The organism is Streptomyces sp. NBC_01426, from assembly GCF_036231985.1.
GTDB lineage: Bacteria > Actinomycetota > Actinomycetes > Streptomycetales > Streptomycetaceae > Streptomyces.
In genome coordinates this window covers 5,847,740-5,869,437 of sequence record NZ_CP109500.1, presented here as the reverse complement: position 1 = coordinate 5,869,437, position 21,698 = coordinate 5,847,740, and the positions used below count along the sequence as shown (strand labels likewise).

Here is a 21,698-nt window from a genome sequence, read left to right as displayed (position 1 = left end):
GAAGACCGGTCAGGCCTTGTCGCGGTCCTCGCGCTCGTCGCGCTCGTCACGCGGCTCGTCGTCCTCGTCGTCCTCTTCGTCCTCGATGACGACGATCTCGTCGGTGACGTCGACGTCGGAGTCGGAGTCCGGGACGGGCTCGTACTCGTCGTCGTCCTCGTCGTAGTACTCGGCCTGGTCGGTCGCGCGCTCGGCGGCGGCCACCTCGGCGTCGTCCTGGTCGTCCTGGTCGTCTTCCTCGTCGATCTCGTCGTCGAGGTCCGCGTCGTCCATCGCGGCGGCGTCGACGAACTCGACGCCGTCCAGCTCGGCGAGTCGGTCCGAGGCGTCCGTCGCCCCGTCCTTGTCCGCCTCGATGGTCTTGGCGAACCACTCGCGGGCCTCGTCCTCACGACCGGCGGCCAGCAGCGCGTCGGCGTAGGCGTACCGCAGACGCGGGGTCCACGGCTGCACGGAGTGGGAGGCGAGCTCCGGGCTCTGCAGGGTCACGATGGCGGCGTCGAGCTCGCCCATGTCCCGACGGGCACCGGCGGCGACCAGACGCATCTCGACCTGGCCGGCCTTGTCCAGCTTCTGCACCTCGGGCTCGCCGGCCATGGCCAGCGCCCGCTCGGGGCGGCCGAGGCCGCGCTCGCAGTCGGCCATGACGGGCCACAGCTCGACGGAGCCGGTCATGCGCTTGGCGGCACGGAACTCGGCGAGCGCCTCGCTGTACTTCTGCGTCGCGTACGCGGCGAAGCCGGCGGCCTCGCGGACGGCGGCGACACGGGAGGCCAGACGCAGGGCGATGCGGGCGTACGCGTACGACTGCTCGGGGTCCTCGTCGATCAGTCGGGCCACCATCACGAGGTTGCGGGAGACTTCCTCCGCCAGGCCCTTGGGCAGGCTCAGGAGTTCCTGACGCACGTCGGCGTCGATCTCGTGACCGGTGATGTCGTCGTCGATCGGGAGCCGCTTGACCGGGTCGCGGTCGGCGCGGAAGTCACGGTCGCCACCACGGTCGTCACGACCGCCGCGGTACCCACCGCGATCGCCACCGCGGTCATCGCGACGGGGGTAGCTGGGACGGTCCCCGCCACGGTCGTCACGACGCTGGAAACCGCCGCCACCACCGGTGGGACGACCGCCACGGTCGTCATCACGACGCGGGTAGCTCGGACGGTCGCCGCCACGGTCATCGCGACGCTGGAAACCACCGCCGCTGGGACGGTCACCCCGGTCGTCACGACGGGGGTAGCTCGGACGGTCCCCACCACGGTCATCGCGACGCTGGAAACCACCGCCGCTGGGACGGTCACCCCGGTCGTCACGACGGGGGTAGCTCGGACGGTCCCCACCACGGTCATCGCGACGCTGGAAACCACCGCCGCTGGGACGGTCACCCCGGTCGTCACGACGGGGGTAGCTCGGACGGTCCCCACCACGGTCGTCACGACGCTGGAAACCACCGCCGCTGGGACGGTCACCCCGGTCGTCACGACGGAAGGAGGGACGGTCGCCGCCACCGGTGGGGCGTCCGCCTCGGTCGTCATCGCGACGGGGGTAGCTGGGACGGTCCCCGCCACGGTCGTCGCGACGTTGGAAGCCGCCGCCACCACCGGTGGGACGACCACCGCGGTCGTCATCGCGACGCGGGTAGCTCGGACGGTCGCCGCCACGGTCGTCACGACGCTGGAAGCCACCGCCGCTGGGACGGTCACCCCGGTCATCGCGACGGGGGTAGCTCGGGCGGTCGCCACGGTCGTCACGGCGCTGGAAGCCACCGCGGTCGTCATCGCGACGGGGGTAGCTGGGACGGTCGCCGCCACGGTCGTCGCGGCGCTGGAAGCCGCCGCCACCACCGGTGGGACGACCACCGCGGTCATCGTCACGACGCGGGTAGCTCGGACGGTCGCCACCACGGAAGCCGCCGCCGCTGGGGCGGTCGCCGCGGTCGTCACGACGCGGGTAGCTCGGACGGTCGCCGCCACCGGTGGGGCGTCCACCGCGGTCGTCATCGCGACGGGGGTAGCTGGGACGGTCGCCGCCACGGTCGTCACGACGCTGGAAGCCACCGCCGCTGGGACGGTCACCCCGGTCGTCACGACGGGGGTAGCTGGGACGGTCCCCGCCACGGTCGTCACGGCGCTGGAAGCCGCCGCCACCACCGGTGGGACGACCACCGCGGTCATCGTCACGACGCGGGTAGCTGGGACGGTCGCCACCACGGTCGTCACGACGCTGGAAACCGCCGCCACCACCGGTGGGACGACCGCCGCGGTCGTCATCGCGACGCGGGTAGCTGGGACGGTCGCCACCACGGTCATCGCGACGCTGGAAACCGCCGCCACCACCGGTGGGACGGTCACCGCCGCCGGCGGGGCGCCCGCCGCGGTCGTCACGGCGGAAACCGCCGCCACTGCCGGTCGGACGGCCACCACGGTCGTCGCGGCGGAAGCCACCACGGTCACCGCCACGGTCGTCACGGCCCCCGCGGTAGCCGCCCCTGTCACCGCCGTCGTTGCGCCGAGGCTCGCGCTCCGGACGATCGTCGGGAGAGTTGGACATGGGTGTGACTCCTGTCGTCGGGGTACCGCTAGTCATTCTTGCGCAACCAACCCATGGCCGCGCTTCGGCGTAAAAAGGTGAAAAACAAAAAGGACCCTTGGTCCAGCGTTGAACGCTGGACCAAGGGTCCTTTGAAAGATTGTTCGGCGGCGTCCTACTCTCCCACAGGGTCCCCCCTGCAGTACCATCGGCGCTGAAAGGCTTAGCTTCCGGGTTCGGAATGTAACCGGGCGTTTCCCTAACGCTATGACCACCGAAACCCTATCGGTTTCGAGCGAACAAGCACACTTTATAGTTATGTTCTAGCTCTAGAAACCAGTAACTGTTCGTTACTTCAGAACTAACACAGTGGACGCGAGCAACTGAGGACAAGCCCTCGGCCCATTAGTACCAGTCAGCTCCACCCGTTACCGGGCTTCCACATCTGGCCTATCAACCCAGTCGTCTACTGGGAGCCTTACCCTCTCAAGGAGGTGGGAATACTCATCTTGAAGCAGGCTTCCCGCTTAGATGCTTTCAGCGGTTATCCCTCCCGAACGTAGCCAACCAGCCATGCCCTTGGCAGGACAACTGGCACACCAGAGGTTCGTCCGTCCCGGTCCTCTCGTACTAGGGACAGCCCTTCTCAATATTCCTACGCGCACAGCGGATAGGGACCGAACTGTCTCACGACGTTCTAAACCCAGCTCGCGTACCGCTTTAATGGGCGAACAGCCCAACCCTTGGGACCGACTCCAGCCCCAGGATGCGACGAGCCGACATCGAGGTGCCAAACCATCCCGTCGATATGGACTCTTGGGGAAGATCAGCCTGTTATCCCCGGGGTACCTTTTATCCGTTGAGCGACGGCGCTTCCACAAGCCACCGCCGGATCACTAGTCCCGACTTTCGTCCCTGCTCGACCCGTCGGTCTCACAGTCAAGCTCCCTTGTGCACTTACACTCAACACCTGATTGCCAACCAGGCTGAGGGAACCTTTGGGCGCCTCCGTTACTCTTTGGGAGGCAACCGCCCCAGTTAAACTACCCATCAGACACTGTCCCTGATCCGGATCACGGACCGAGGTTAGACATCCAGCACGACCAGAGTGGTATTTCAACGGCGACTCCACAACCACTGGCGTGGCTGCTTCAAAGTCTCCCACCTATCCTACACAAGCCGAACCGAACACCAATATCAAACTATAGTAAAGGTCCCGGGGTCTTTCCGTCCTGCTGCGCGAAACGAGCATCTTTACTCGTAGTGCAATTTCACCGGGCCTATGGTTGAGACAGTCGAGAAGTCGTTACGCCATTCGTGCAGGTCGGAACTTACCCGACAAGGAATTTCGCTACCTTAGGATGGTTATAGTTACCACCGCCGTTTACTGGCGCTTAAGTTCTCAGCTTCGCACGCCCGAAAGCGCACTAACCGGTCCCCTTAACGTTCCAGCACCGGGCAGGCGTCAGTCCGTATACATCGCCTTACGGCTTCGCACGGACCTGTGTTTTTAGTAAACAGTCGCTTCTCGCTGGTCTCTGCGGCCACCCCCAGCTCAAGCAGCAAGTGCTATCACCGGTGATGGCCCCCCTTCTCCCGAAGTTACGGGGGCATTTTGCCGAGTTCCTTAACCATAGTTCACCCGAACGCCTCGGTATTCTCTACCTGACCACCTGAGTCGGTTTAGGGTACGGGCCGCCATGAAACTCGCTAGAGGCTTTTCTCGACAGCATAGGATCATCCACTTCACCACAATCGGCTCGGCATCAGGTCTCAGCCTTAATGAGGGACGGATTTGCCTACCCCTCGGCCTACACCCTTACCCCGGGACTACCACCGCCCGGGTTGGACTACCTTCCTGCGTCACCCCATCGCTTACCTACTACCACCTTGGGCCGGCGGCTCCACCACTTTCCTTTCCCCGAAGGGTCCGGAACGGCTTCACGGCCTTAGCATTAGAGGATTCGATATTGGGCGTTTCAAAGCGGGTACCGGAATATCAACCGGTTGTCCATCGACTACGCCTGTCGGCCTCGCCTTAGGTCCCGACTTACCCTGGGCAGATCAGCTTGACCCAGGAACCCTTAGTCAATCGGCGCACACGTTTCTCACGTGTGTATCGCTACTCATGCCTGCATTCTCACTCGTGAACCGTCCACAACTAGCTTCCGCTGCTGCTTCACCCGGCACACGACGCTCCCCTACCCATCCCAGCCCCCGTTGGGGGTATGTGCTGGAATGACACGACTTCGGCGGTACGCTTGAGCCCCGCTACATTGTCGGCGCGGAATCACTTGACCAGTGAGCTATTACGCACTCTTTCAAGGGTGGCTGCTTCTAAGCCAACCTCCTGGTTGTCTCTGCGACTCCACATCCTTTCCCACTTAGCGTACGCTTGGGGGCCTTAGTCGATGCTCTGGGCTGTTTCCCTCTCGACCATGGAGCTTATCCCCCACAGTCTCACTGCCGTGCTCTCACTTACCGGCATTCGGAGTTTGGCTAAGGTCAGTAACCCGGTAGGGCCCATCGCCTATCCAGTGCTCTACCTCCGGCAAGAAACACACGACGCTGCACCTAAATGCATTTCGGGGAGAACCAGCTATCACGGAGTTTGATTGGCCTTTCACCCCTAACCACAGGTCATCCCCCAGGTTTTCAACCCTGGTGGGTTCGGTCCTCCACGAAGTCTTACCTCCGCTTCAACCTGCCCATGGCTAGATCACTCCGCTTCGGGTCTAGAGCGTGCAACTCAATCGCCCTATTCGGACTCGCTTTCGCTACGGCTTCCCCACACGGGTTAACCTCGCTACACACCGCTAACTCGCAGGCTCATTCTTCAAAAGGCACGCAGTCACGACGCATTGAGTAAACTCAATGCGCGACGCTCCCACGGCTTGTAGGCACACGGTTTCAGGTACTATTTCACTCCGCTCCCGCGGTACTTTTCACCATTCCCTCACGGTACTATCCGCTATCGGTCACCAGGGAATATTTAGGCTTAGCGGGTGGTCCCGCCAGATTCACACGGGATTTCTCGGGCCCCGTGCTACTTGGGAGATTCTTAAGCAAGCCGCTGATGTTTCGTCTACGGGGGTCTTACCCTCTACGCCGGACCTTTCGCATGTCCTTCGACTACATCAACGGTTTCTGACTCGCCGACCGGCCGGCAGACCGATCAAAAGAATTCCCACAACCCCGCATGCGCAACCCCTGCCGGGTATCACACGCATACGGTTTGGCCTCATCCGGTTTCGCTCGCCACTACTCCCGGAATCACGGTTGTTTTCTCTTCCTGAGGGTACTGAGATGTTTCACTTCCCCTCGTTCCCTCCACACTGCCTATGTGTTCAGCAGTGGGTGACAGCCCATGACGACTGCCGGGTTTCCCCATTCGGACACCCCCGGATCAAAGCTCAGTTGGCAGCTCCCCGGGGCCTATCGCGGCCTCTCACGTCCTTCATCGGTTCCTGGTGCCAAGGCATCCACCGTGTGCCCTTAAAAACTTGGCCACAGATGCTCGCGTCCACTGTGTAGTTCTCAAGCAACGACCAGTCACCCATCACCCTGATCCATACAGATCAAGTTCACTGGGGCCGGCATCGCGAAGATACAACCTTACGGCCGTACCCTCAGATACCCAACAACGTGCCAGGCACGACCCTCCATCAGTGAGTCACTTTCCACGCCGAAGCAGTACTTGTGATCCATCTGGAAGACCGTGCCAAATAATCAACGTTCCACCCATGAGCTGACCGTGCAGAACATTTGTCTGCAATCGGTACTGTGCTCCTTAGAAAGGAGGTGATCCAGCCGCACCTTCCGGTACGGCTACCTTGTTACGACTTCGTCCCAATCGCCAGTCCCACCTTCGACAGCTCCCTCCCTTACGGGTTGGGCCACCGGCTTCGGGTGTTACCGACTTTCGTGACGTGACGGGCGGTGTGTACAAGGCCCGGGAACGTATTCACCGCAGCAATGCTGATCTGCGATTACTAGCAACTCCGACTTCATGGGGTCGAGTTGCAGACCCCAATCCGAACTGAGACCGGCTTTTTGAGATTCGCTCCACCTCACGGTATCGCAGCTCATTGTACCGGCCATTGTAGCACGTGTGCAGCCCAAGACATAAGGGGCATGATGACTTGACGTCGTCCCCACCTTCCTCCGAGTTGACCCCGGCGGTCTCCTGTGAGTCCCCATCACCCCGAAGGGCATGCTGGCAACACAGGACAAGGGTTGCGCTCGTTGCGGGACTTAACCCAACATCTCACGACACGAGCTGACGACAGCCATGCACCACCTGTATACCGACCACAAGGGGGGCACTATCTCTAATGCTTTCCGGTATATGTCAAGCCTTGGTAAGGTTCTTCGCGTTGCGTCGAATTAAGCCACATGCTCCGCTGCTTGTGCGGGCCCCCGTCAATTCCTTTGAGTTTTAGCCTTGCGGCCGTACTCCCCAGGCGGGGAACTTAATGCGTTAGCTGCGGCACCGACGACGTGGAATGTCGCCAACACCTAGTTCCCAACGTTTACGGCGTGGACTACCAGGGTATCTAATCCTGTTCGCTCCCCACGCTTTCGCTCCTCAGCGTCAGTAATGGCCCAGAGATCCGCCTTCGCCACCGGTGTTCCTCCTGATATCTGCGCATTTCACCGCTACACCAGGAATTCCGATCTCCCCTACCACACTCTAGCTAGCCCGTATCGAATGCAGACCCGAGGTTAAGCCTCGGGCTTTCACATCCGACGTGACAAGCCGCCTACGAGCTCTTTACGCCCAATAATTCCGGACAACGCTTGCGCCCTACGTATTACCGCGGCTGCTGGCACGTAGTTAGCCGGCGCTTCTTCTGCAGGTACCGTCACTTTCGCTTCTTCCCTGCTGAAAGAGGTTTACAACCCGAAGGCCGTCATCCCTCACGCGGCGTCGCTGCATCAGGCTTTCGCCCATTGTGCAATATTCCCCACTGCTGCCTCCCGTAGGAGTCTGGGCCGTGTCTCAGTCCCAGTGTGGCCGGTCGCCCTCTCAGGCCGGCTACCCGTCGTCGCCTTGGTGGGCCATTACCCCACCAACAAGCTGATAGGCCGCGGGCTCATCCTTCACCGCCGGAGCTTTTAACCCCCACCCATGCAGGCAGGAGTGTTATCCGGTATTAGACCCCGTTTCCAGGGCTTGTCCCAGAGTGAAGGGCAGATTGCCCACGTGTTACTCACCCGTTCGCCACTAATCCACCCCGAAGGGCTTCATCGTTCGACTTGCATGTGTTAAGCACGCCGCCAGCGTTCGTCCTGAGCCAGGATCAAACTCTCCATGAATGTTTACCCGTAATCGGGTGCACACGCACTTAGAGCGGGCCGATCATGTCGGAATAAGACCGATCGACCACTGCGTCCTCGCTGTGTAATCGCCTGCAAGTACCACCATCCCGAAGGATGGCGACCTCACAGGTCTTTTTCAAAGGAACCTCATCCACCGAAATGGACGGGGTATCAACTTTTGGCGTTGATTTTTGGCACGCTGTTGAGTTCTCAAGGAACGGACGCTTCCTTTGTACTCACCCTCTCGGGCTTTCCTCCGGGCGCTTCCTTCGTTTCCAACTCTACCAGATCATTTCCGCGCCCTGCTTCTCGAAAGTCGCAGTCGGTTTGGATTTGAATTCGGTGGCCGTTGGGGGCCTGTGCCTTTCGGCGCTCCACCACGTTAGCGCTTTTCCCTTGGGGCTCATAATCGGGCCGTCGGATTCGAATTCGGGCATGCCGAAATCGTCCCCGCCAGGGGTAGTCGTCGTGTGAGTGGTTTGGCCGCTCTGGGGGTCTGCGAAGGCAGTACCCCGTTCAAGCGGCTCGTGCTACGTTAGGCGTCCCCGGAGGGCGAGTCAAGTCGAGCGTCGGCGGGGCACGTGGGCGCGGTACGGGCTGACCGTCGGGTCGTCGGTGACCCAGAAACGGTAGGGATGGCCGGCGCCGGCGCCGCCGACTCCCGTGCGGGGGCCGTTGCTCACCAGGTCGGGTGGGGCGGGGGTGCCCGTGAGCAGGGACAACAGGGAGTCGGGGCCGTCGCAGAGGTCGGTGCCGTCCAGGGAACGGTCCACGTCCAGGGCCGTGGCCAGGCGGGCCGGGCCCTTGGCCAGTTCTCCGTCCCTCCTGGCGGTGTGTCGACGCTTGCGGGCGAGCTCGGCGCCCACCGTCACCTCGCCTGCCCGCAGCAGGACCCCGCTCGCGCGGCCCGGGGGGCCGCACACCAGGTTGAGGCTGAACCACATTCCGTAGATGAAGTAGACGTACGCGTGTCCGGGCGGCCCGAACATCGACGCGTTGCGGGCCGTGCGGCCGCGGTAGGCGTGCGAGCCGGGGTCCGCCTCTCCCTCGTACGCCTCGACTTCGGTGATGCGTAGTTCCAGCGGGCCGTCCGGGGTCCGGCGGACGAGGGTCCGGCCGAGGAGGTCGGGGGCCACGGTGAGGACCGGGCGGTCGAAGAAGGACCGGGCCAGGGGCGTACGGTCGGGGCGCGCGCTCATCCAATCGAGGGTAGTGGAACGCGCGCGGCTGCAACCGGGGCCTAAGGTTCCGCGTTTGTAGAGGTAGTCACCAGAGCTTTTACATCGATAGAGCCGTCAAGGGGAGTCAGAGCATGGGGTTCAGGAAGCTGTTCGCGAGCCTGGGTGCCGGTGGTGCCTCGGTGGACACGATCATCACCGAGCCGAACGTCGTTCCGGGCGGCATCGTCCAGGGTGAGGTCCGGATCCAGGGCGGATCCGTGGAGCAGCAGATCGAGGGTCTGTCCGTCGGTCTCCAGGCGCGGGTGGAGGTGGAGGGCGGTGACCAGGAGTACAAGCAGGACATCGTCTTCACCAAGCAGCGCCTCGGGGGTGCCGTCCAGGTGCAGGCCGGCGCGCTGCACGTGGTGCCGTTCGGGCTGGAGATCCCGGCGGAGACGCCGATCACCCACTTCGGCGGTCAGCACCTGCACGGGATGAACATCGGGGTCAGCACCGAGCTGGAGATCGCGCGCGCGGTGGACGCGGGTGACCTGGACGCGATCAACGTGCACCCGGTGCCGGCGCAGCAGGCGATCCTGGACGCCTTCCGGCAGCTCGGCTTCTCCTTCCGCTCGGCGGACATGGAGCGCGGGCACATCCGGGGGACGCGTCAGACGCTGCCCTTCTACCAGGAGATCGAGTTCCTGCCGCCGTCGCAGTACCGGGGTCTGAACCAGGTCGAGCTGACCTTCGTCTCGGACGGCCGTGAGATGGACGTCGTCCTGGAGATGGACAAGAAGCCGGGTCTGTTCTCCGAGGGCAGTGACACCTACCGCTGCTTCCAGGTGGGGCTGCAGTCCTACCAGGACACCGACTGGGCGGCGTACCTGAACCAGTGGATCGCCTCGGTCGGTTCCCAGCGCAACTGGCTCTAGGGTCCCCCTAGGCTCGGGGACGTACGCGTACGCGATGCAGGAGGTTCAGCAGTGGTCGAGCAGAGCAGGGCACCTCTTCCCCACGCCTTCCACCCGGAGGTGCGTGCCTTCTCCGTGGTGAGCGGGGATGTGGAGCCCGGGGCGGATCTGGGGGACGCGCAGGTCCTGACGGGTGGGAACGTCTCGCCGCACCTGCGGTGGGAGGGCTTCCCGGAGGGGACGAAGAGCTTCGCCGTGACGTGCTTCGACCCGGACGCGCCGACGGGCAGCGGGTTCTGGCACTGGGTGCTGTTCGATCTGCCGGTGTCGGTCACCGAGCTGCCGGCCGGTGCGGGCAGCGGGAAGTTCGAGGGGCTGCCGGACGGGGCTGTGCACGTACGGAACGACTACGGCACCCGGGACTTCGGCGGTGCGCAGCCGCCGGCCGGGGAGCGGCACCGGTACGTGTTCACCGTGTACGCGGTGGATCAGGAGAAGCTCGGGCCGGACGCGGACGTCTCGCCGGCGGTCGTCGGCTTCAATCTGCGGTTCCACACCCTGGGCCGGGCGCAGCTGATCGGTGAGTACGAGGCACCGGCCGGCTGATCGTTGTCCCGTTGTTTGCCCGGTCCTGGTCTAAAGACGGTCAGGACCGGGCATTTTTATTGCGTTGTCCCGCGTGGCGCGCGCGGCCAGAGTGGTCGCGGGCTCTGCTGCCGGTGTGGTCGCGGGCCTGCACACGGGAGGTGGGCGAGATGCGGGACACGCTGGTGCTGAATGCGAGCTTCGAGCCGCTGTCGACGGTGACGTTGAACCGGGCCGTGGTCCTGGTGCTCCAGGACAAGGCCGTGGTCGAACAGTCCCATCCCGAGCTGCGTGTGCGGGCGGCCACCATGGAGCTTCCGATGCCCCGGGTGATCAGGCTGTGCAGGTACGTGCGGGTGCCCTTCCGAAGACATGCTCCCTGGTCACGGAGGGGTGTGTTGGCCCGGGACCAACACCGGTGCGCGTACTGCGGGCGGCGCGCGACGACCGTGGACCACGTACTGCCGCGGGCGCAGGGCGGCGGGGACACGTGGTTGAACACGGTGGCCTCGTGCGCCGAGGACAACCACCGCAAAGCGGCACGGACTCCGGAGGAGGCGGGGATGCCGCTCCTCCGGAAGCCGTTCGTGCCGTCGCCGGCGGACGCGATGCTGCTGGCGCTGGGGGCGGGCGGTCGCGGTGCCCTCCCCGAGTGGCTTGAGCGTTCCGCCTAGTACCGCTGACGGTCCGGCTGCGCTGGGCGACGTATCCGGGGTACGTCGCTCAGCGGATCAGTAGCTGGACGATCGCGAGGATGCCGACCACGACGATGATCCCGCGCAGGGCGGTCGGCGGGAGGCGTCGGCCGACCTTGGCGCCGATCTGGCCGCCGATGGTGGAGCCGACGGCGATGAGGACCACGGCCGTCCAGTCGAACTCGGCGACGAAGAGGAAGACGACGGCCGCGATGCCGTTGACGAGGGCGGCGAGGACGTTCTTGACGGCGTTGATCCGTTGCAGGTCCTCGTGGAGGAGCAGGCCCATGAGTCCGATGTACAGCACTCCCTGGGCGGCGCCGAAGTAGCCTCCGTACGCGCTGGCGAGCAGCATCCCCGAGAGCAGGGCCGGGCCTCCGTCGGGGTGCCCGGCGTCGCTTCCCGAGGCCTCCTGGCGCTTGCGCAGGGCCGCGGCGAGCCGGGGCTGGAGCACGACGAGCACGAGGGCGAGCCCGATCAGGACGGGCACGATCGTGTCGAAGGAATCCGACGGCAGGGTGAGGAGCAGGACGGCGCCCGCGAACCCGCCGACGAGGGAGACGGCGCCGAGCCGCATGATGCGGGCGCGTTGGCCCTGGAGCTCCTTGCGGTAGCCGATGGCCCCGCTGATGGACCCGGGCACCAGGCCGAGCGTGTTGGACACGTTGGCGGTGACCGGGGACAGGCCGGTGGCGAGCAGCACCGGGAAGGTGATGAGGGTGCCGGAGCCGACGATGGTGTTGATCGTGCCGGCGCCGATGCCGGCGGCGAAGACCGCGAGTGATTCCCAGATGGACATGGACCGCGCCATCCCCTTTGCATGAGTGGGTCGCCTCCCCGCCATGAAGGTCGAGGGGCCGGTCCGATCATGCAGGAGGGGGAGGGAGCGTCAGTCGATGGGGGGTTGTTCGCGGCGGGAGGGCGGGACGGTGTCGCTCGGGCTGCCGCTCTCCTTGCCGGAGTTCTGCGGGTTGAAGCCGGAACCTCCGCCCATGGGGCCGAAGTTGCCCATGGCGCCGGAGAGGCCCTTGAGGGCGTCGCCGATCTCGCTCGGCACGATCCAGAGCTTGTTGGCGTCGCCTTCGGCGATCTTCGGGAGCATCTGGAGGTACTGGTAGGCGAGGAGCTTCTGGTCGGCGTCGCCTGCGTGGATGGACTCGAAGACGGTGCGGATGGCCTGGGCCTCGCCTTCGGCGCGCAGCGCGGCGGCCTTGGCGTCACCTTCGGCGCGCAGGATCGAGGACTGCTTCTCGCCCTCGGCGCGCAGGATCTCGGACTGCCGGACACCTTCGGCCTGGAGGATCGCGGCGCGCTTGTCGCGGTCGGCGCGCATCTGCTTCTCCATCGAGTCCTGGATGGAGGTCGGCGGCTCGATGGCCTTCAGCTCGACGCGGTTGACGCGGATGCCCCACTTGCCCGTGGCCTCGTCGAGGACTCCGCGCAGGGCGGCGTTGATCTCCTCGCGGGAGGTGAGGGTGCGTTCGAGGTCCATGCCGCCGATGATGTTGCGCAGCGTGGTGACGGTGAGTTGTTCGATGGCCTGGATGTAGCTGGCCACTTCGTACGTCGCGAAGCGGGCGTCGGTCACCTGGTAGTAGATGACGGTGTCGATGTTGACGACCAGGTTGTCCTGGGTGATGACCGGCTGCGGCGGGAAGGGGACGACCTGTTCACGCAGGTCGATCCGGTTGCGGATCGAGTCGATGAACGGGACGACGATGTTCAGACCCGCGTTGAGGGTGCGGGTGTAGCGGCCGAATCGCTCGACGATGGCGGCGCTGGCCTGCGGGATCACCTGGATCGTCTTGACCAGTGCGATGAAGACCAGAACCACGAGAATGATCAGGACGATGATGATCGGTTGCATGCGGTTCCCCGTGCCCTTCCGGCTGTCTGTGCTGCCCCGTTGATCGCGAGTCTCGCAGACCTCGGGGCCGCGAGTCGGCTGCTTGGCTCACATCAGGTCACATCACGTCACATGACGACCGCGGTTGCGCCGTCGATGTCCACGACGTCCACGGACTGGCCGGGTTCGTAGCTGACGTCCGCGTCGAGGGCGCGGGCGGACCAGATCTCGCCGGCCAGCTTGATCCGGCCGCCGCCGGCGTCGACGCGTTCGAGGACGACGGCGCTCCTGCCCTTCAACGCGTCGATTCCCGTGCGGTGTTGGGGTCGTTGGTGGCGGTTGGCGAGGGGCCGGACGACGGCGATCAGGGCCACGGAGACGATCACGAAGACCAGTACCTGGGCCACCACTCCCCCGCCGATCGCGGCCGTGATGGCGGCGGCCACGGCGCCGACCGCGAACATGCCGAACTCGGGCATCGCGGTCAGGACGAGGGGGATGCCCAGTCCGACCGCGCCCATCAGCCACCACACCCATGCGTCGATGTCGGTCACATGGTCATGGTAGGTCCGCGGGGCACGGTCGGGACAGGGTGCGGGCGGTGCCCGCCGATCCCGGTCCGGCGCCGGGTCCTGCGGTCAAAGCCCCGCACGGGGCGGGGCTTTGACGGCAGTTCGACACCAAGGCCTGGGTCGTCTCAGCGCAGGGGCAGGCCGCGGGCGGCCCAGCGGTCGTCCTCGTTGCGCTCGACGATGAGCGGGAGGCCGAAGCAGAGCGAGAGGTTGCGGGAGGTCAGCTCCAGGTCGATGGGACCGGCGGTGACGACCTTGCCCTGGCGGATCATCAGGACGTGCGTGAAGCCGGGGGCGATCTCCTCGACATGGTGCGTGACCATGATCATGGAGGGTGCGAGCGGGTCCCGGGCGAGCCGGCCGAGACGGCGTACGAGGTCTTCCCGGCCGCCGAGGTCCAGGCCGGCGGCGGGCTCGTCGAGGAGCAGCAGCTCGGGGTCGGTCATCAGGGCGCGGGCGATCAGGGTGCGCTTGCGCTCGCCCTCGGAGAGGGTGCCGAACTTCCGGTCGAGGTAGTCCGTCATGCCGAGGCGGTCGAGGAACGCGCGGGCGCGCTGCTCGTCGATGTCCTCGTACTCCTCCTGCCACGTCGCCGTCATCCCGTAGGCGGCGGTGAGGACGGTCTCCAGGACGGTCTGCCGCTTGGGGAGCTTGTCGGCCATCGCGATACCGGCGACGCCGATGCGGGGGCGCAGGTCGAAGACGTTCACCTTGCCGAGGGTGCTGCCGAGGATGGTGGCCTCGCCCTTGGTGGGGAAGAGGTAGCTGGAGGCGACGTTGAGCAGGGTGGTCTTCCCGGCGCCGTTGGGGCCGAGGATCACCCAGCGCTCCCCCTCCTTCACCGACCAGGAGACCTGGTCCACCAGCGCCCGGCCCTCGCGGACCACGGATACGTCCACCAGCTCCAGAACATCGCTCATGAGCGTGTTGTCACCCCTTGCAGTCTTCGGATCGTCAGTGCACCGGTAGGCGCAGCCCCAGGGGAAAACCTACGCCACTCGGCGAGGCCTCCGGGCGCCAGGCCGGTTCCCCGCACCGATCCGTAAAGTGGGGGGATGCTTTTCGAACCACGTTCAGGGCGGTTGGCCGCCTGGGGGAACGCGCTGCTGGCCGGTCTGGTCTCGCCCGACGAGGCCGTGTTGTCGATCGTGGGCGAGGACGCCGTGCACCGGGTGGCGGGGCTGCCGGGGGAATCGGGGCCGGTCGGGCTCACGCTGGCGCTGGGCCGGATGCGGGCGCTGGGGGTGTCCGGGCTGCGGGTCGCGCTGCCGGCTCCGGGGCATCCGCTGGGGTTGAGCGGTCCGCCCGAGTTCAACGCGCGGGCGTTGGACGCGGAGGAGGCCGTCGTCGCCGTCGGCGCTGCGCTGGGGCTGGTACCGGAGGTGACCGAGGCCGGGCCGGCCGGTGACGTGCACGTGGAGGTGGTGTGGCACGTACTGCCGGTACGGGAGGCCCCGCCGGCGGACGTGCCGTCGCTGGGCGAGGCGGAGCGGGAACTGGCCGAGGCGTTGCGCGAGGCCACGGTGGTGCTGACCCGGTTGGACGTGGCGGGGTCGGGGCCGGTGGCGGAGGCGGCGCTGTCGGCGTACCGGGCGCGGGCGGAGGCCGGGCGGGAGGTGCTGGCGCCGGGGTACCCGCCGCGGGCGGTGCGGGTGCTGTCGTTGGCGCAGCGGGTGGACCTGATGGTGTCGCTGGCGTACGAGAACGGGCACGGGGGCGCGGTGGCCGCCTCGGAGATCGCGGCGCGGGCCGAGGCCCTGCGGCCGGTGGAGCGGGTGGCGCGGCGGGCGCTGGTCGCGGCGTACAACGCGGCCGTGGAGGAGCGGGAGCGGGGCTGACGCCCCGGGTCCGCCCCGCCGGGCCCGGTGGGGCGGACGTGGCTCGGCCCCGCTTCCCGGGGAGAGGTGGGGAAGCGGGGCCGGTGGGAAGGGCGTCAGTGGTTGATGCCCGTGTTGCCGAAGGCGCCGTTCAGCAGGCCGATCACGGTGACCGAGTTGCCGACGAGGTTCACGGGGACGTGCACGGGGATCTGGAGCTGGTTCCCCGAGGCCACGCCGGGCGAGTTCAGGGCCTCGCCCTCCGCGGACGCACCGCCGTGCGCCGAGGAGACACCGGCGCCGGCGGCGATCAGGCCGCCCGCGATCATGGTGACGGCTGCGGCCTTCTTGATGTTCTTCACGTTCTCGTCCTCCAGTACGTCTGCCGCGGCCTGCCGCCCCGACACGTGGAGAAGAACGTTCGTCCCGTGCTCGGGATACGCCATGTGGGCTACATACACCCGACCGTATGAATCTCAGATCAACGCCGGACGTCCACGATTCCGTGCCTGACCGCCCACAACGCCGCCTGGGTCCGATCGGACAGGTCCAGTTTCATCAGGATGTTCGATACGTGGGTCTTGACCGTCTTCTCCGACAGGACCAGCGCGCGGGCGATCTCCCGGTTGGACCGGCCGTCCGCGATGAGGGAGAGCACCTCCCGTTCCCGGTCGGTCAGCGAGCCGGGGCGACTGGACGCGGCTCCCTGGCCCTCCTGGGCCAGCAGGGCCTGCGCGACCTCCGGCTGGAGGAGGACGTGGCCCGCGTGGACGGAGCGGATGGCGGCGGCGAGGGCTTCGGGGTCGATGTCCTTGTAGACGTAGCCGGCCGCGCCCGCGCGCAGGGCGGGGACCACGGTGCGCTGCTCGGTGAAGCTGGTGACGATCAGCACCCGGGCCGGGTTCGCCGCCTCGCGCAGCCGGCGCAGGGCCTCGATGCCGTCGGTGACGGGCATCTTGACGTCCATGAGGATCACGTCGGGCCGCAGTTCCTCGGCGCGGGCGATGCCCTCCTCGCCGTCGGCGGCCTCGCCGACCACCTCGATGTCCTCCTGGACCTCCAGGAAGGTGCGCAGTCCGCGCCGGACCACCTGGTGGTCGTCCACCAGCAGGACGCGGATCCGGGTGTCAGCCACCGGGGACCTCCATCTCGATCGTGGTGCCCCGTGCGGGCTCCGAGTGCACCTCCAGGCGGCCTCCGACGCCGCTCGCGCGGTCGCGCATGGAGACGAGGCCGAGGTGGCGGCCCGCCTTGCGGACCGTGGGAGGGGAGAAGCCGCGGCCGTCGTCCCGTACGGACAGGAGTGCTCCGGCGCCCCGGCGGAGCAGGGTGACCTCGACGGTCTCCGCGCCGGAGTGGCGCAGGGCGTTGTGGAGGGCCTCCTGGGCGACGCGCAGGACGGCCTCCTCCTGGGTCGCGGGGAGGGCCCGTACGGCGTCACAGGTGAAGGTGACGTGCGCGGTGTGGGCCCGGTCCAGTACGCGGACGTGGTCGCGCAGGGTCGCGACGAGCCCGTCCTCGTCCAGGGCGGCGGGGCGGAGCTCGGTCACGGCGGCACGCAGTTCGTCGGCGGCCTCGGCGGCGAGGACGGCGACCTGCTGGAGTTCGCCCTTGGCCCGGGCGGGGTCGCGGTCGACGAGGGCGGAGGCGGCCTGGGCGGTGAGCCGCAGGGAGAACAGCTTCTGGCTCACGGCGTCGTGCAGTTCGTGGGCGAGGCGGGAGCGCTCCTCGGCGATGGTGAGCTCGCGGCTGCGTTCGTAGAGGCGTGCGTTGGTGAGGGCTATCGCCGCGTGCTGGGCCAGGAGGGACAGGAGCTCCTCGTCCTCGTCGGTGAAGCCGCGGCCGTCGCCGGCCGTCTCCGCGGGGGTGGCGCCGCGCTTGTTCGCGAGGAAGAGGGCGCCGAGGGTCTCCTCGCCGTCACGGACCGGCATGCCGAGGAAGTCCGACATCTCGGGGTGGGCGGCGGGCCAGCCGCCGAAGCGCGGGTCCTCGCGCACGTCGGCGAGTCGCTCGGGGCCGTCCTGGTGGAGCATCGCGGCGAGGATGCCGTGCTGGCGGGGCAGGGGGCCGATGCGACGCCACTGTTCCTCGGTGATGCCGTCCACGACGAACTGTGCGAAGCCGCCGTGGTCGTCCGGGACGCCCAGGGCCGCGTACTCGGCGCCGAGGAGTTCGCGGGCCGAGACGACGATCGTGCGCAGGACGTCCTGGACCTCCAGTCGGCGGCTCATGGCCAGCAGGGCCGTGCTGACGGCGGCCAGCCCGGTACAGGGTCCCTTGTGCATGGCCTCACGGTACCGGCGGACCTGACCTGCGGGATCGGACCTCGGGCGTAGGTCCAGGGGCCTCGGGCACACGACCGAGGGAGGGGGCGGCGGAGGGTCTCTCTGCCTTGGGGATGACGGCCGGGGGGCTCTTCTCGTCCTCAAGGCGGATAAACCTCACCGATTGCATTGCTGCTGCAACCCTGGGTGAGAACGTTACGAGGCCGATGTGAGCCCGGGCATAGGACCCACGTCACTTACGAAGAAGCCTAGTGGACACATAAAGACCCTGTCAGCACTGCTGCGCCTAGAGCCGATACCCGAATGCGGGCCGCAGCCGGGGATCCTGATCCACTAAGCGGCTTCGTACGTCACACCTTTGCCAGGCGTTTTTGCCACCGCTAAGAATGTCGACGTCGCACAGCGCCGCGGATCTCGGATCCACCCGGCGCTTTCCTGCGGCTCCCGCTATTCGAAGAGGTTGCACACGCATGACCGAGACCAGCACCCCCGGCCACAGTCGTCGTCTGACCAAGGCCCAGAAGCTTTCCTTCGCAGGCATCGCCGGCTTCGGCGCCGCCGCGCTCGTCTTCTCCCTCGTCCCGGCCAACGGCGCCGACACGAGCGAGTCGACGACCATCTCCGCCGCCCCCGTGGCGTGGACGAAGGCCGTGAACGGCGCCCAGACGAAGACCGTGCAGGCGCACCTCGGCACGCAGAAGGCCATCGCCGACCAGAAGGCCATCAACGCGGCCACCCAGGCCGCGCTCGCCAAGAAGGCGAAGGCCAAGGCCGACGCCGACAACAAGACCAAGGCCGCGGCGCAGGCGAAGGCGCGCGCCGCGAAGACGGCGGCGAGCCGTTCCGCGGTCCGCACCCCCGTCTTCGCGAACAACCTGGACGGCTGGATCAAGGAAGCGCTGCACATCATGAAGCGCGAGGGGATCCCGGGCACCTACGCCGGCATCCACAAGAACGTGATGCGCGAGTCCAGCGGCAACCCGCTGGCGATCAACAACTGGGACATCAACGCCCAGAACGGCATTCCCAGCAAGGGTCTGCTCCAGGTCATCGCCCCGACCTTCAAGGCGTACCACGTCAAGGGCACCAAGTTCGACCAGTACGACCCGGTCGCCAACATCGTCGCCGCCTGCAACTACGCGGCCGACCGTTACGGCTCCATGGACAACGTCAACAGCGCCTACTAGGCCTTCGACGCACCGTTCCCCCATGCGCCTCAGGGCGGCCCCCGGACTTCCGGGTGCCGCCCTGAGGCGTTCGTGCGTACGGCCGCGCGGACCGGTCACTTGCCGGCGCGCATGACCTCCGGCTCGTGGCGGCGCAGCAGGCGCTGGACCGCGAAGCCGCAGGCGATGCCGAGGAGCAGCAGCACCGTGACGTTCAGGCTCCACTGGCCGACCGTGGCGTCCCAGAGCGGGTCGGTGTTGGTCGGGTTGTCGGCGTCCCACGGCGGCATGAGCACGCCGAGGTTCAGCGTGGTGCCGGCGGCGGCGATGGCCCAGCGGGACGGCATCAGCCAGGCGAACTGCTCCAGGCCCGGGGAGTCGTACACCTGGAAGAGGATGCCGGTGAAGACGACCTGGACGATCGCGAACATCACCAGCAGCGGCATGGTCTTCTCGGCGGTCTTCACCAGCGAGGAGATCACCAGGCCGAACATCATCGAGGTGAAGCCGAGCGCGATGACCGACAGGCAGATCTCGACGGCCGGCGGCATGAGCAGGCCCTCGGCGGGCAGGTCGCGCGGGTAGAAGCCGATCCCGCAGATGATCACGCCCTGGATGGCCGTGATGACGCCGAGGACGATCACCTTCGACATGAGGTACGCCGACCGGGACAGCCCGGTCGCGCGCTCACGCTCGTAGATGACCCGTTCCTTGATCAGCTCACGGACCGAGTTGGCCGCGCCGGAGAAGCACATGCCGACCGCCAGGATCAGCATGATCGTGCCGGCGTCGCCGTTGAAGCGGGACGGGGCCACGGGGGGCGCCAGGCCGAACTTCGCGGGGATGACCGTGGAGACCACGCCCAGGACCGCGGGCAGGATCAGCATCAGGCCGATGAAGCCCTTGTCGGAGGCGATCACCGAGACGTAGCGGCGGATCAGCGTCCACAGCTGGGAGCCCCAGCCCTGCGGCTTCGGCGGGCGCATCTGCTGCGCGGGCGGCATCGCGACCGACTGCGGGGCGACCGCGTCGATGTCGGCGGCGTACAGCTGGTAGTGCTGCGAGCCCTTCCAGCGGCCGGCCCAGTCGTACTCGCGGTAGTTCTCGAAGGCGGAGAAGACGTCCGCCCACGTGGTGTAGCCGAAGAAGTTCAGCGCCTCGTCCGGCGGGCCGAAGTACGCGACCGAGCCGCCGGGGGCCATGACCAGCAGCTTGTCGCAGATGGCCAGCTCGGCGACCGAGTGGGTGACGACGAGGACGGTGCGGCCGTCGTCGGCGAGGCCGCGCAGCAGCTGCATGACGTCGCGGTCCATGCCCGGGTCGAGGCCGGAGGTCGGCTCGTCCAGGAAGATCAGCGACGGCTTGGTGAGCAGCTCCAGGGCCACGGACACGCGCTTGCGCTGGCCGCCCGAGAGCGCGGTGATCTTCTTGTCCTTGTGGATGTCGAGCTTGAGCTCGCGCAGCACCTCGTCGACGCGGGCGGCGCGCTCGGACTCGGCGGTGTCGCCGGGGAAGCGGAGCTTGGCCGCGTACTTGAGGGCCGTGCGGACGCGCAGTTCCTTGTGCAGGATGTCGTCCTGCGGGACCAGGCCGATGCGCTGGCGGAGTTCCGCGAACTGCTTGTACAGGTTGCGGTTGTCGTAGAGGACGTCGCCCTCGTTGGCGGGCCGGTAACCGGTCAGCGCCTTGAGGAGGGTGGACTTGCCGGAGCCGGACGGGCCGATGACCCCGATCAGCGACTTCTCCGGGACGCCGAAGGTGACGTCCTTGAGGATCTGCTTGCCGCCGTCGACCGTCACCGTGAGGTGGCGGGCGGAGAAGGAGACCTCACCGGTGTCGACGAACTCTTCGAGCCGGTCGCCGATGATCCGGAACGTCGAGTGGCCGACGCCCACGATGTCGTTCGGGCCGAGCACCGCCGTGCCGGACTTGGCGAGGGGCTGACCGTTGACGTAGGTGCCGTTGTGACTGCCGAGGTCGTGGATCTCGAAGCGGCCGCCGGGCATGGAGCGGAACTCGGCGTGGTGGCGGGAGACCTGGAGGTCGGAGACGACCAGTTCGTTCTCCAGCGCGCGACCGATCCGCATGACGTGGCCCAGCGAGAGCTGGTGGAACGTCGTCGGGCTGCGGTCGCCGTGGCCGGCGCCCGCCCCCTGCGCGGGGCGCACGTCGCCCTGCTGCTGCGGGGAGTGCTGCTGCGGGAACTGCGGCTGGGCCGGCGGCTGCTGCTGCCAGGCCTCCTGCTGCGGCTGCTGCCGGACCGGCGCCTCGTACCCGGCGGCCTGGCCCTGGTAGGCCGGGGCCTGGTGGGCCGGGGCCTGGTGGGCGACGGGCTGCGGCGCGGCGGCGGCGCTCGGATTCAGCCGCGGTCCATCGGTGGCGTTGCCGAGGTGGACCGGCGTGCCGGGCACGAGTTCGGCCTGCTGGACCCGGGCCCCGTGCACGTACGTGCCGTTGGTGCTGCCGTGGTCCTCGATCCCCCAACCACGGCCGTTCCAGCTGATGGTGGCGTGTCGCCACGACACGCGGGCGTCATCGATCACGACGTCTCCCTGGGGATCGCGCCCCAGCGAGTACGACCTGGACGGATCGAGCGTCCAGGTCCTTCCATTCAATTCCAGTACGAGTTCCGGCACTCCAGCCCCACTTAAGTCCCCCGAGAATCCCCCTGGCGTCAGGGAGTCCGACGTCAGGGAGTCTAGGGATGGCGAACATCCGTGGGAACTATTTCAGGCCTGCGCCCACATGTGGAATCGGGGCCGTTCCGGGGTGCCCGCGACCGGCCGTCGGCGGGGTCCAAAGGCACCCGG

15 protein-coding genes, 3 rRNA genes and 1 pseudogene are annotated in these 21,698 nt (G+C 67.0%); 5 read left to right on the top strand and 14 right to left on the bottom strand.

Annotated features, from left to right (window positions below; all coding sequences use genetic code 11):
* Nucleotides 1–9: 9 nt before the first annotated feature.
* From OG906_RS26095 to OG906_RS26070, 6 genes and pseudogenes are all read right to left on the bottom strand, one after another.
* Complete coding sequence (locus OG906_RS26095) at nucleotides 10–891, bottom strand: tetratricopeptide repeat protein (protein ID WP_329448138.1); 882 nt, start codon at nucleotides 889–891, stop codon at nucleotides 10–12.
* A 105-nt stretch (nucleotides 892–996) separates the two neighbouring features.
* Nucleotides 997–2,520 (bottom strand): annotated as a pseudogene (locus OG906_RS26090) (hypothetical protein); the annotation flags it as partial.
* A 168-nt stretch (nucleotides 2,521–2,688) separates the two neighbouring features.
* A 5S ribosomal RNA gene (gene rrf, locus OG906_RS26085) occupies nucleotides 2,689–2,805 on the bottom strand.
* 106 nt (nucleotides 2,806–2,911) lie between these two features.
* Nucleotides 2,912–6,035, bottom strand: a 23S ribosomal RNA gene (locus OG906_RS26080).
* A gap of 285 nt (nucleotides 6,036–6,320) precedes the next feature.
* Nucleotides 6,321–7,845: ribosomal RNA gene (locus OG906_RS26075) — 16S ribosomal RNA — on the bottom strand.
* Together the 16S, 23S and 5S rRNA genes form the textbook arrangement of a ribosomal RNA operon.
* A gap of 560 nt (nucleotides 7,846–8,405) precedes the next feature.
* Nucleotides 8,406–9,047 carry a DNA-3-methyladenine glycosylase gene (locus OG906_RS26070; protein ID WP_329446207.1) on the bottom strand — a complete coding sequence of 214 codons (642 nt, stop codon included), beginning with the start codon at nucleotides 9,045–9,047 and terminating at the stop codon, nucleotides 8,406–8,408.
* Between the two features lie 113 nt (nucleotides 9,048–9,160).
* Between OG906_RS26070 and OG906_RS26065 the strand changes: the two genes are divergently transcribed.
* From OG906_RS26065 to OG906_RS26055, 3 genes are all read left to right on the top strand, one after another.
* The gene (locus OG906_RS26065) at nucleotides 9,161–9,943 is read left to right on the top strand and encodes a sporulation protein (protein WP_053678672.1); all 783 of its coding nucleotides are present in this window, start codon (nucleotides 9,161–9,163) and stop codon (nucleotides 9,941–9,943) included.
* A 51-nt stretch (nucleotides 9,944–9,994) separates the two neighbouring features.
* Nucleotides 9,995–10,528, top strand: a complete 534-nt coding sequence (locus tag OG906_RS26060) for a YbhB/YbcL family Raf kinase inhibitor-like protein (RefSeq protein ID WP_329446204.1) — start codon at nucleotides 9,995–9,997, stop codon at nucleotides 10,526–10,528.
* A gap of 149 nt (nucleotides 10,529–10,677) precedes the next feature.
* Nucleotides 10,678–11,181, top strand: a complete 504-nt coding sequence (locus OG906_RS26055) for an HNH endonuclease (RefSeq protein WP_329446202.1) — start codon at nucleotides 10,678–10,680, stop codon at nucleotides 11,179–11,181.
* 49 nt (nucleotides 11,182–11,230) lie between these two features.
* Here the strand turns inward: OG906_RS26055 and OG906_RS26050 are convergent, their stop codons facing one another.
* The 4 genes from OG906_RS26050 to OG906_RS26035 all read right to left on the bottom strand — a co-directional run bounded on the left by OG906_RS26050 (nucleotide 11,231) and on the right by OG906_RS26035 (nucleotide 14,540).
* Nucleotides 11,231–12,001: a sulfite exporter TauE/SafE family protein gene (locus OG906_RS26050; protein WP_329446200.1), complete on the bottom strand. Its 771-nt coding sequence runs from the start codon at nucleotides 11,999–12,001 to the stop codon at nucleotides 11,231–11,233.
* Nucleotides 12,002–12,091: 90 nt separating this feature from the next.
* Nucleotides 12,092–13,069, bottom strand: coding sequence for an SPFH domain-containing protein (locus tag OG906_RS26045; RefSeq protein ID WP_329446198.1), 978 nt, complete (start codon nucleotides 13,067–13,069; stop codon nucleotides 12,092–12,094).
* A gap of 107 nt (nucleotides 13,070–13,176) precedes the next feature.
* Nucleotides 13,177–13,569, bottom strand: coding sequence for an NfeD family protein (locus OG906_RS26040; RefSeq protein WP_329448137.1), 393 nt, complete (start codon nucleotides 13,567–13,569; stop codon nucleotides 13,177–13,179).
* 176 nt (nucleotides 13,570–13,745) lie between these two features.
* Nucleotides 13,746–14,540 (bottom strand): ABC transporter ATP-binding protein, encoded by a 795-nt coding sequence (locus OG906_RS26035; RefSeq protein WP_053678662.1) that lies wholly within the window; start codon nucleotides 14,538–14,540, stop codon nucleotides 13,746–13,748.
* Between the two features lie 135 nt (nucleotides 14,541–14,675).
* On the opposite strand from OG906_RS26035, the gene OG906_RS26030 reads away from it, so the two are divergent.
* Entirely contained in the window at nucleotides 14,676–15,458 is a 783-nt protein-coding gene (locus OG906_RS26030) for a hypothetical protein (protein WP_329446195.1), read from the top strand.
* A gap of 95 nt (nucleotides 15,459–15,553) precedes the next feature.
* On the opposite strand, the gene OG906_RS26025 is transcribed toward OG906_RS26030, so the two are convergent.
* The 3 genes from OG906_RS26025 to OG906_RS26015 all read right to left on the bottom strand — a co-directional run bounded on the left by OG906_RS26025 (nucleotide 15,554) and on the right by OG906_RS26015 (nucleotide 17,722).
* The gene (locus OG906_RS26025) at nucleotides 15,554–15,799 is read right to left on the bottom strand and encodes a chaplin (protein ID WP_267803660.1); all 246 of its coding nucleotides are present in this window, start codon (nucleotides 15,797–15,799) and stop codon (nucleotides 15,554–15,556) included.
* Between the two features lie 119 nt (nucleotides 15,800–15,918).
* The gene (locus OG906_RS26020) at nucleotides 15,919–16,572 is read right to left on the bottom strand and encodes a response regulator (RefSeq protein ID WP_267803653.1); all 654 of its coding nucleotides are present in this window, start codon (nucleotides 16,570–16,572) and stop codon (nucleotides 15,919–15,921) included.
* On the bottom strand, nucleotides 16,565–17,722 hold the full coding sequence (locus tag OG906_RS26015; RefSeq protein WP_329446192.1) for a GAF domain-containing sensor histidine kinase: 1,158 nt from the start codon (nucleotides 17,720–17,722) through the stop codon (nucleotides 16,565–16,567). The genes OG906_RS26020 and OG906_RS26015 overlap by 8 nt, the downstream gene beginning before the upstream one ends.
* A gap of 470 nt (nucleotides 17,723–18,192) precedes the next feature.
* Between OG906_RS26015 and OG906_RS26010 the strand changes: the two genes are divergently transcribed.
* Nucleotides 18,193–18,909: a transglycosylase SLT domain-containing protein gene (locus OG906_RS26010; RefSeq protein ID WP_329446190.1), complete on the top strand. Its 717-nt coding sequence runs from the start codon at nucleotides 18,193–18,195 to the stop codon at nucleotides 18,907–18,909.
* Nucleotides 18,910–19,004: 95 nt separating this feature from the next.
* On the opposite strand, the gene OG906_RS26005 is transcribed toward OG906_RS26010, so the two are convergent.
* Nucleotides 19,005–21,524: an ABC transporter ATP-binding protein/permease gene (locus OG906_RS26005; protein WP_329446188.1), complete on the bottom strand. Its 2,520-nt coding sequence runs from the start codon at nucleotides 21,522–21,524 to the stop codon at nucleotides 19,005–19,007.
* Nucleotides 21,525–21,698: the final 174 nt, after the last annotated feature.

Coding starts and splice junctions, on each gene's coding strand:
- OG906_RS26015 (WP_329446192.1), bottom strand. CDS start 17,722: ATGCACAAGGGACCCTGTACCGGGCTGGCCGCCGTCAGCACGGCCCTG.
- OG906_RS26035 (WP_053678662.1), bottom strand. CDS start 14,540: ATGAGCGATGTTCTGGAGCTGGTGGACGTATCCGTGGTCCGCGAGGGC.
- OG906_RS26040 (WP_329448137.1), bottom strand. CDS start 13,569: ATGGGCGCGGTCGGACTGGGCATCCCCCTCGTCCTGACCGCGATGCCC.
- OG906_RS26065 (WP_053678672.1), top strand. CDS start 9,161: ATGGGGTTCAGGAAGCTGTTCGCGAGCCTGGGTGCCGGTGGTGCCTCG.
- OG906_RS26070 (WP_329446207.1), bottom strand. CDS start 9,047: ATGAGCGCGCGCCCCGACCGTACGCCCCTGGCCCGGTCCTTCTTCGAC.
- OG906_RS26030 (WP_329446195.1), top strand. CDS start 14,676: ATGCTTTTCGAACCACGTTCAGGGCGGTTGGCCGCCTGGGGGAACGCG.
- OG906_RS26010 (WP_329446190.1), top strand. CDS start 18,193: ATGACCGAGACCAGCACCCCCGGCCACAGTCGTCGTCTGACCAAGGCC.
- OG906_RS26045 (WP_329446198.1), bottom strand. CDS start 13,069: ATGCAACCGATCATCATCGTCCTGATCATTCTCGTGGTTCTGGTCTTC.
- OG906_RS26055 (WP_329446202.1), top strand. CDS start 10,678: ATGCGGGACACGCTGGTGCTGAATGCGAGCTTCGAGCCGCTGTCGACG.
- OG906_RS26050 (WP_329446200.1), bottom strand. CDS start 12,001: ATGTCCATCTGGGAATCACTCGCGGTCTTCGCCGCCGGCATCGGCGCC.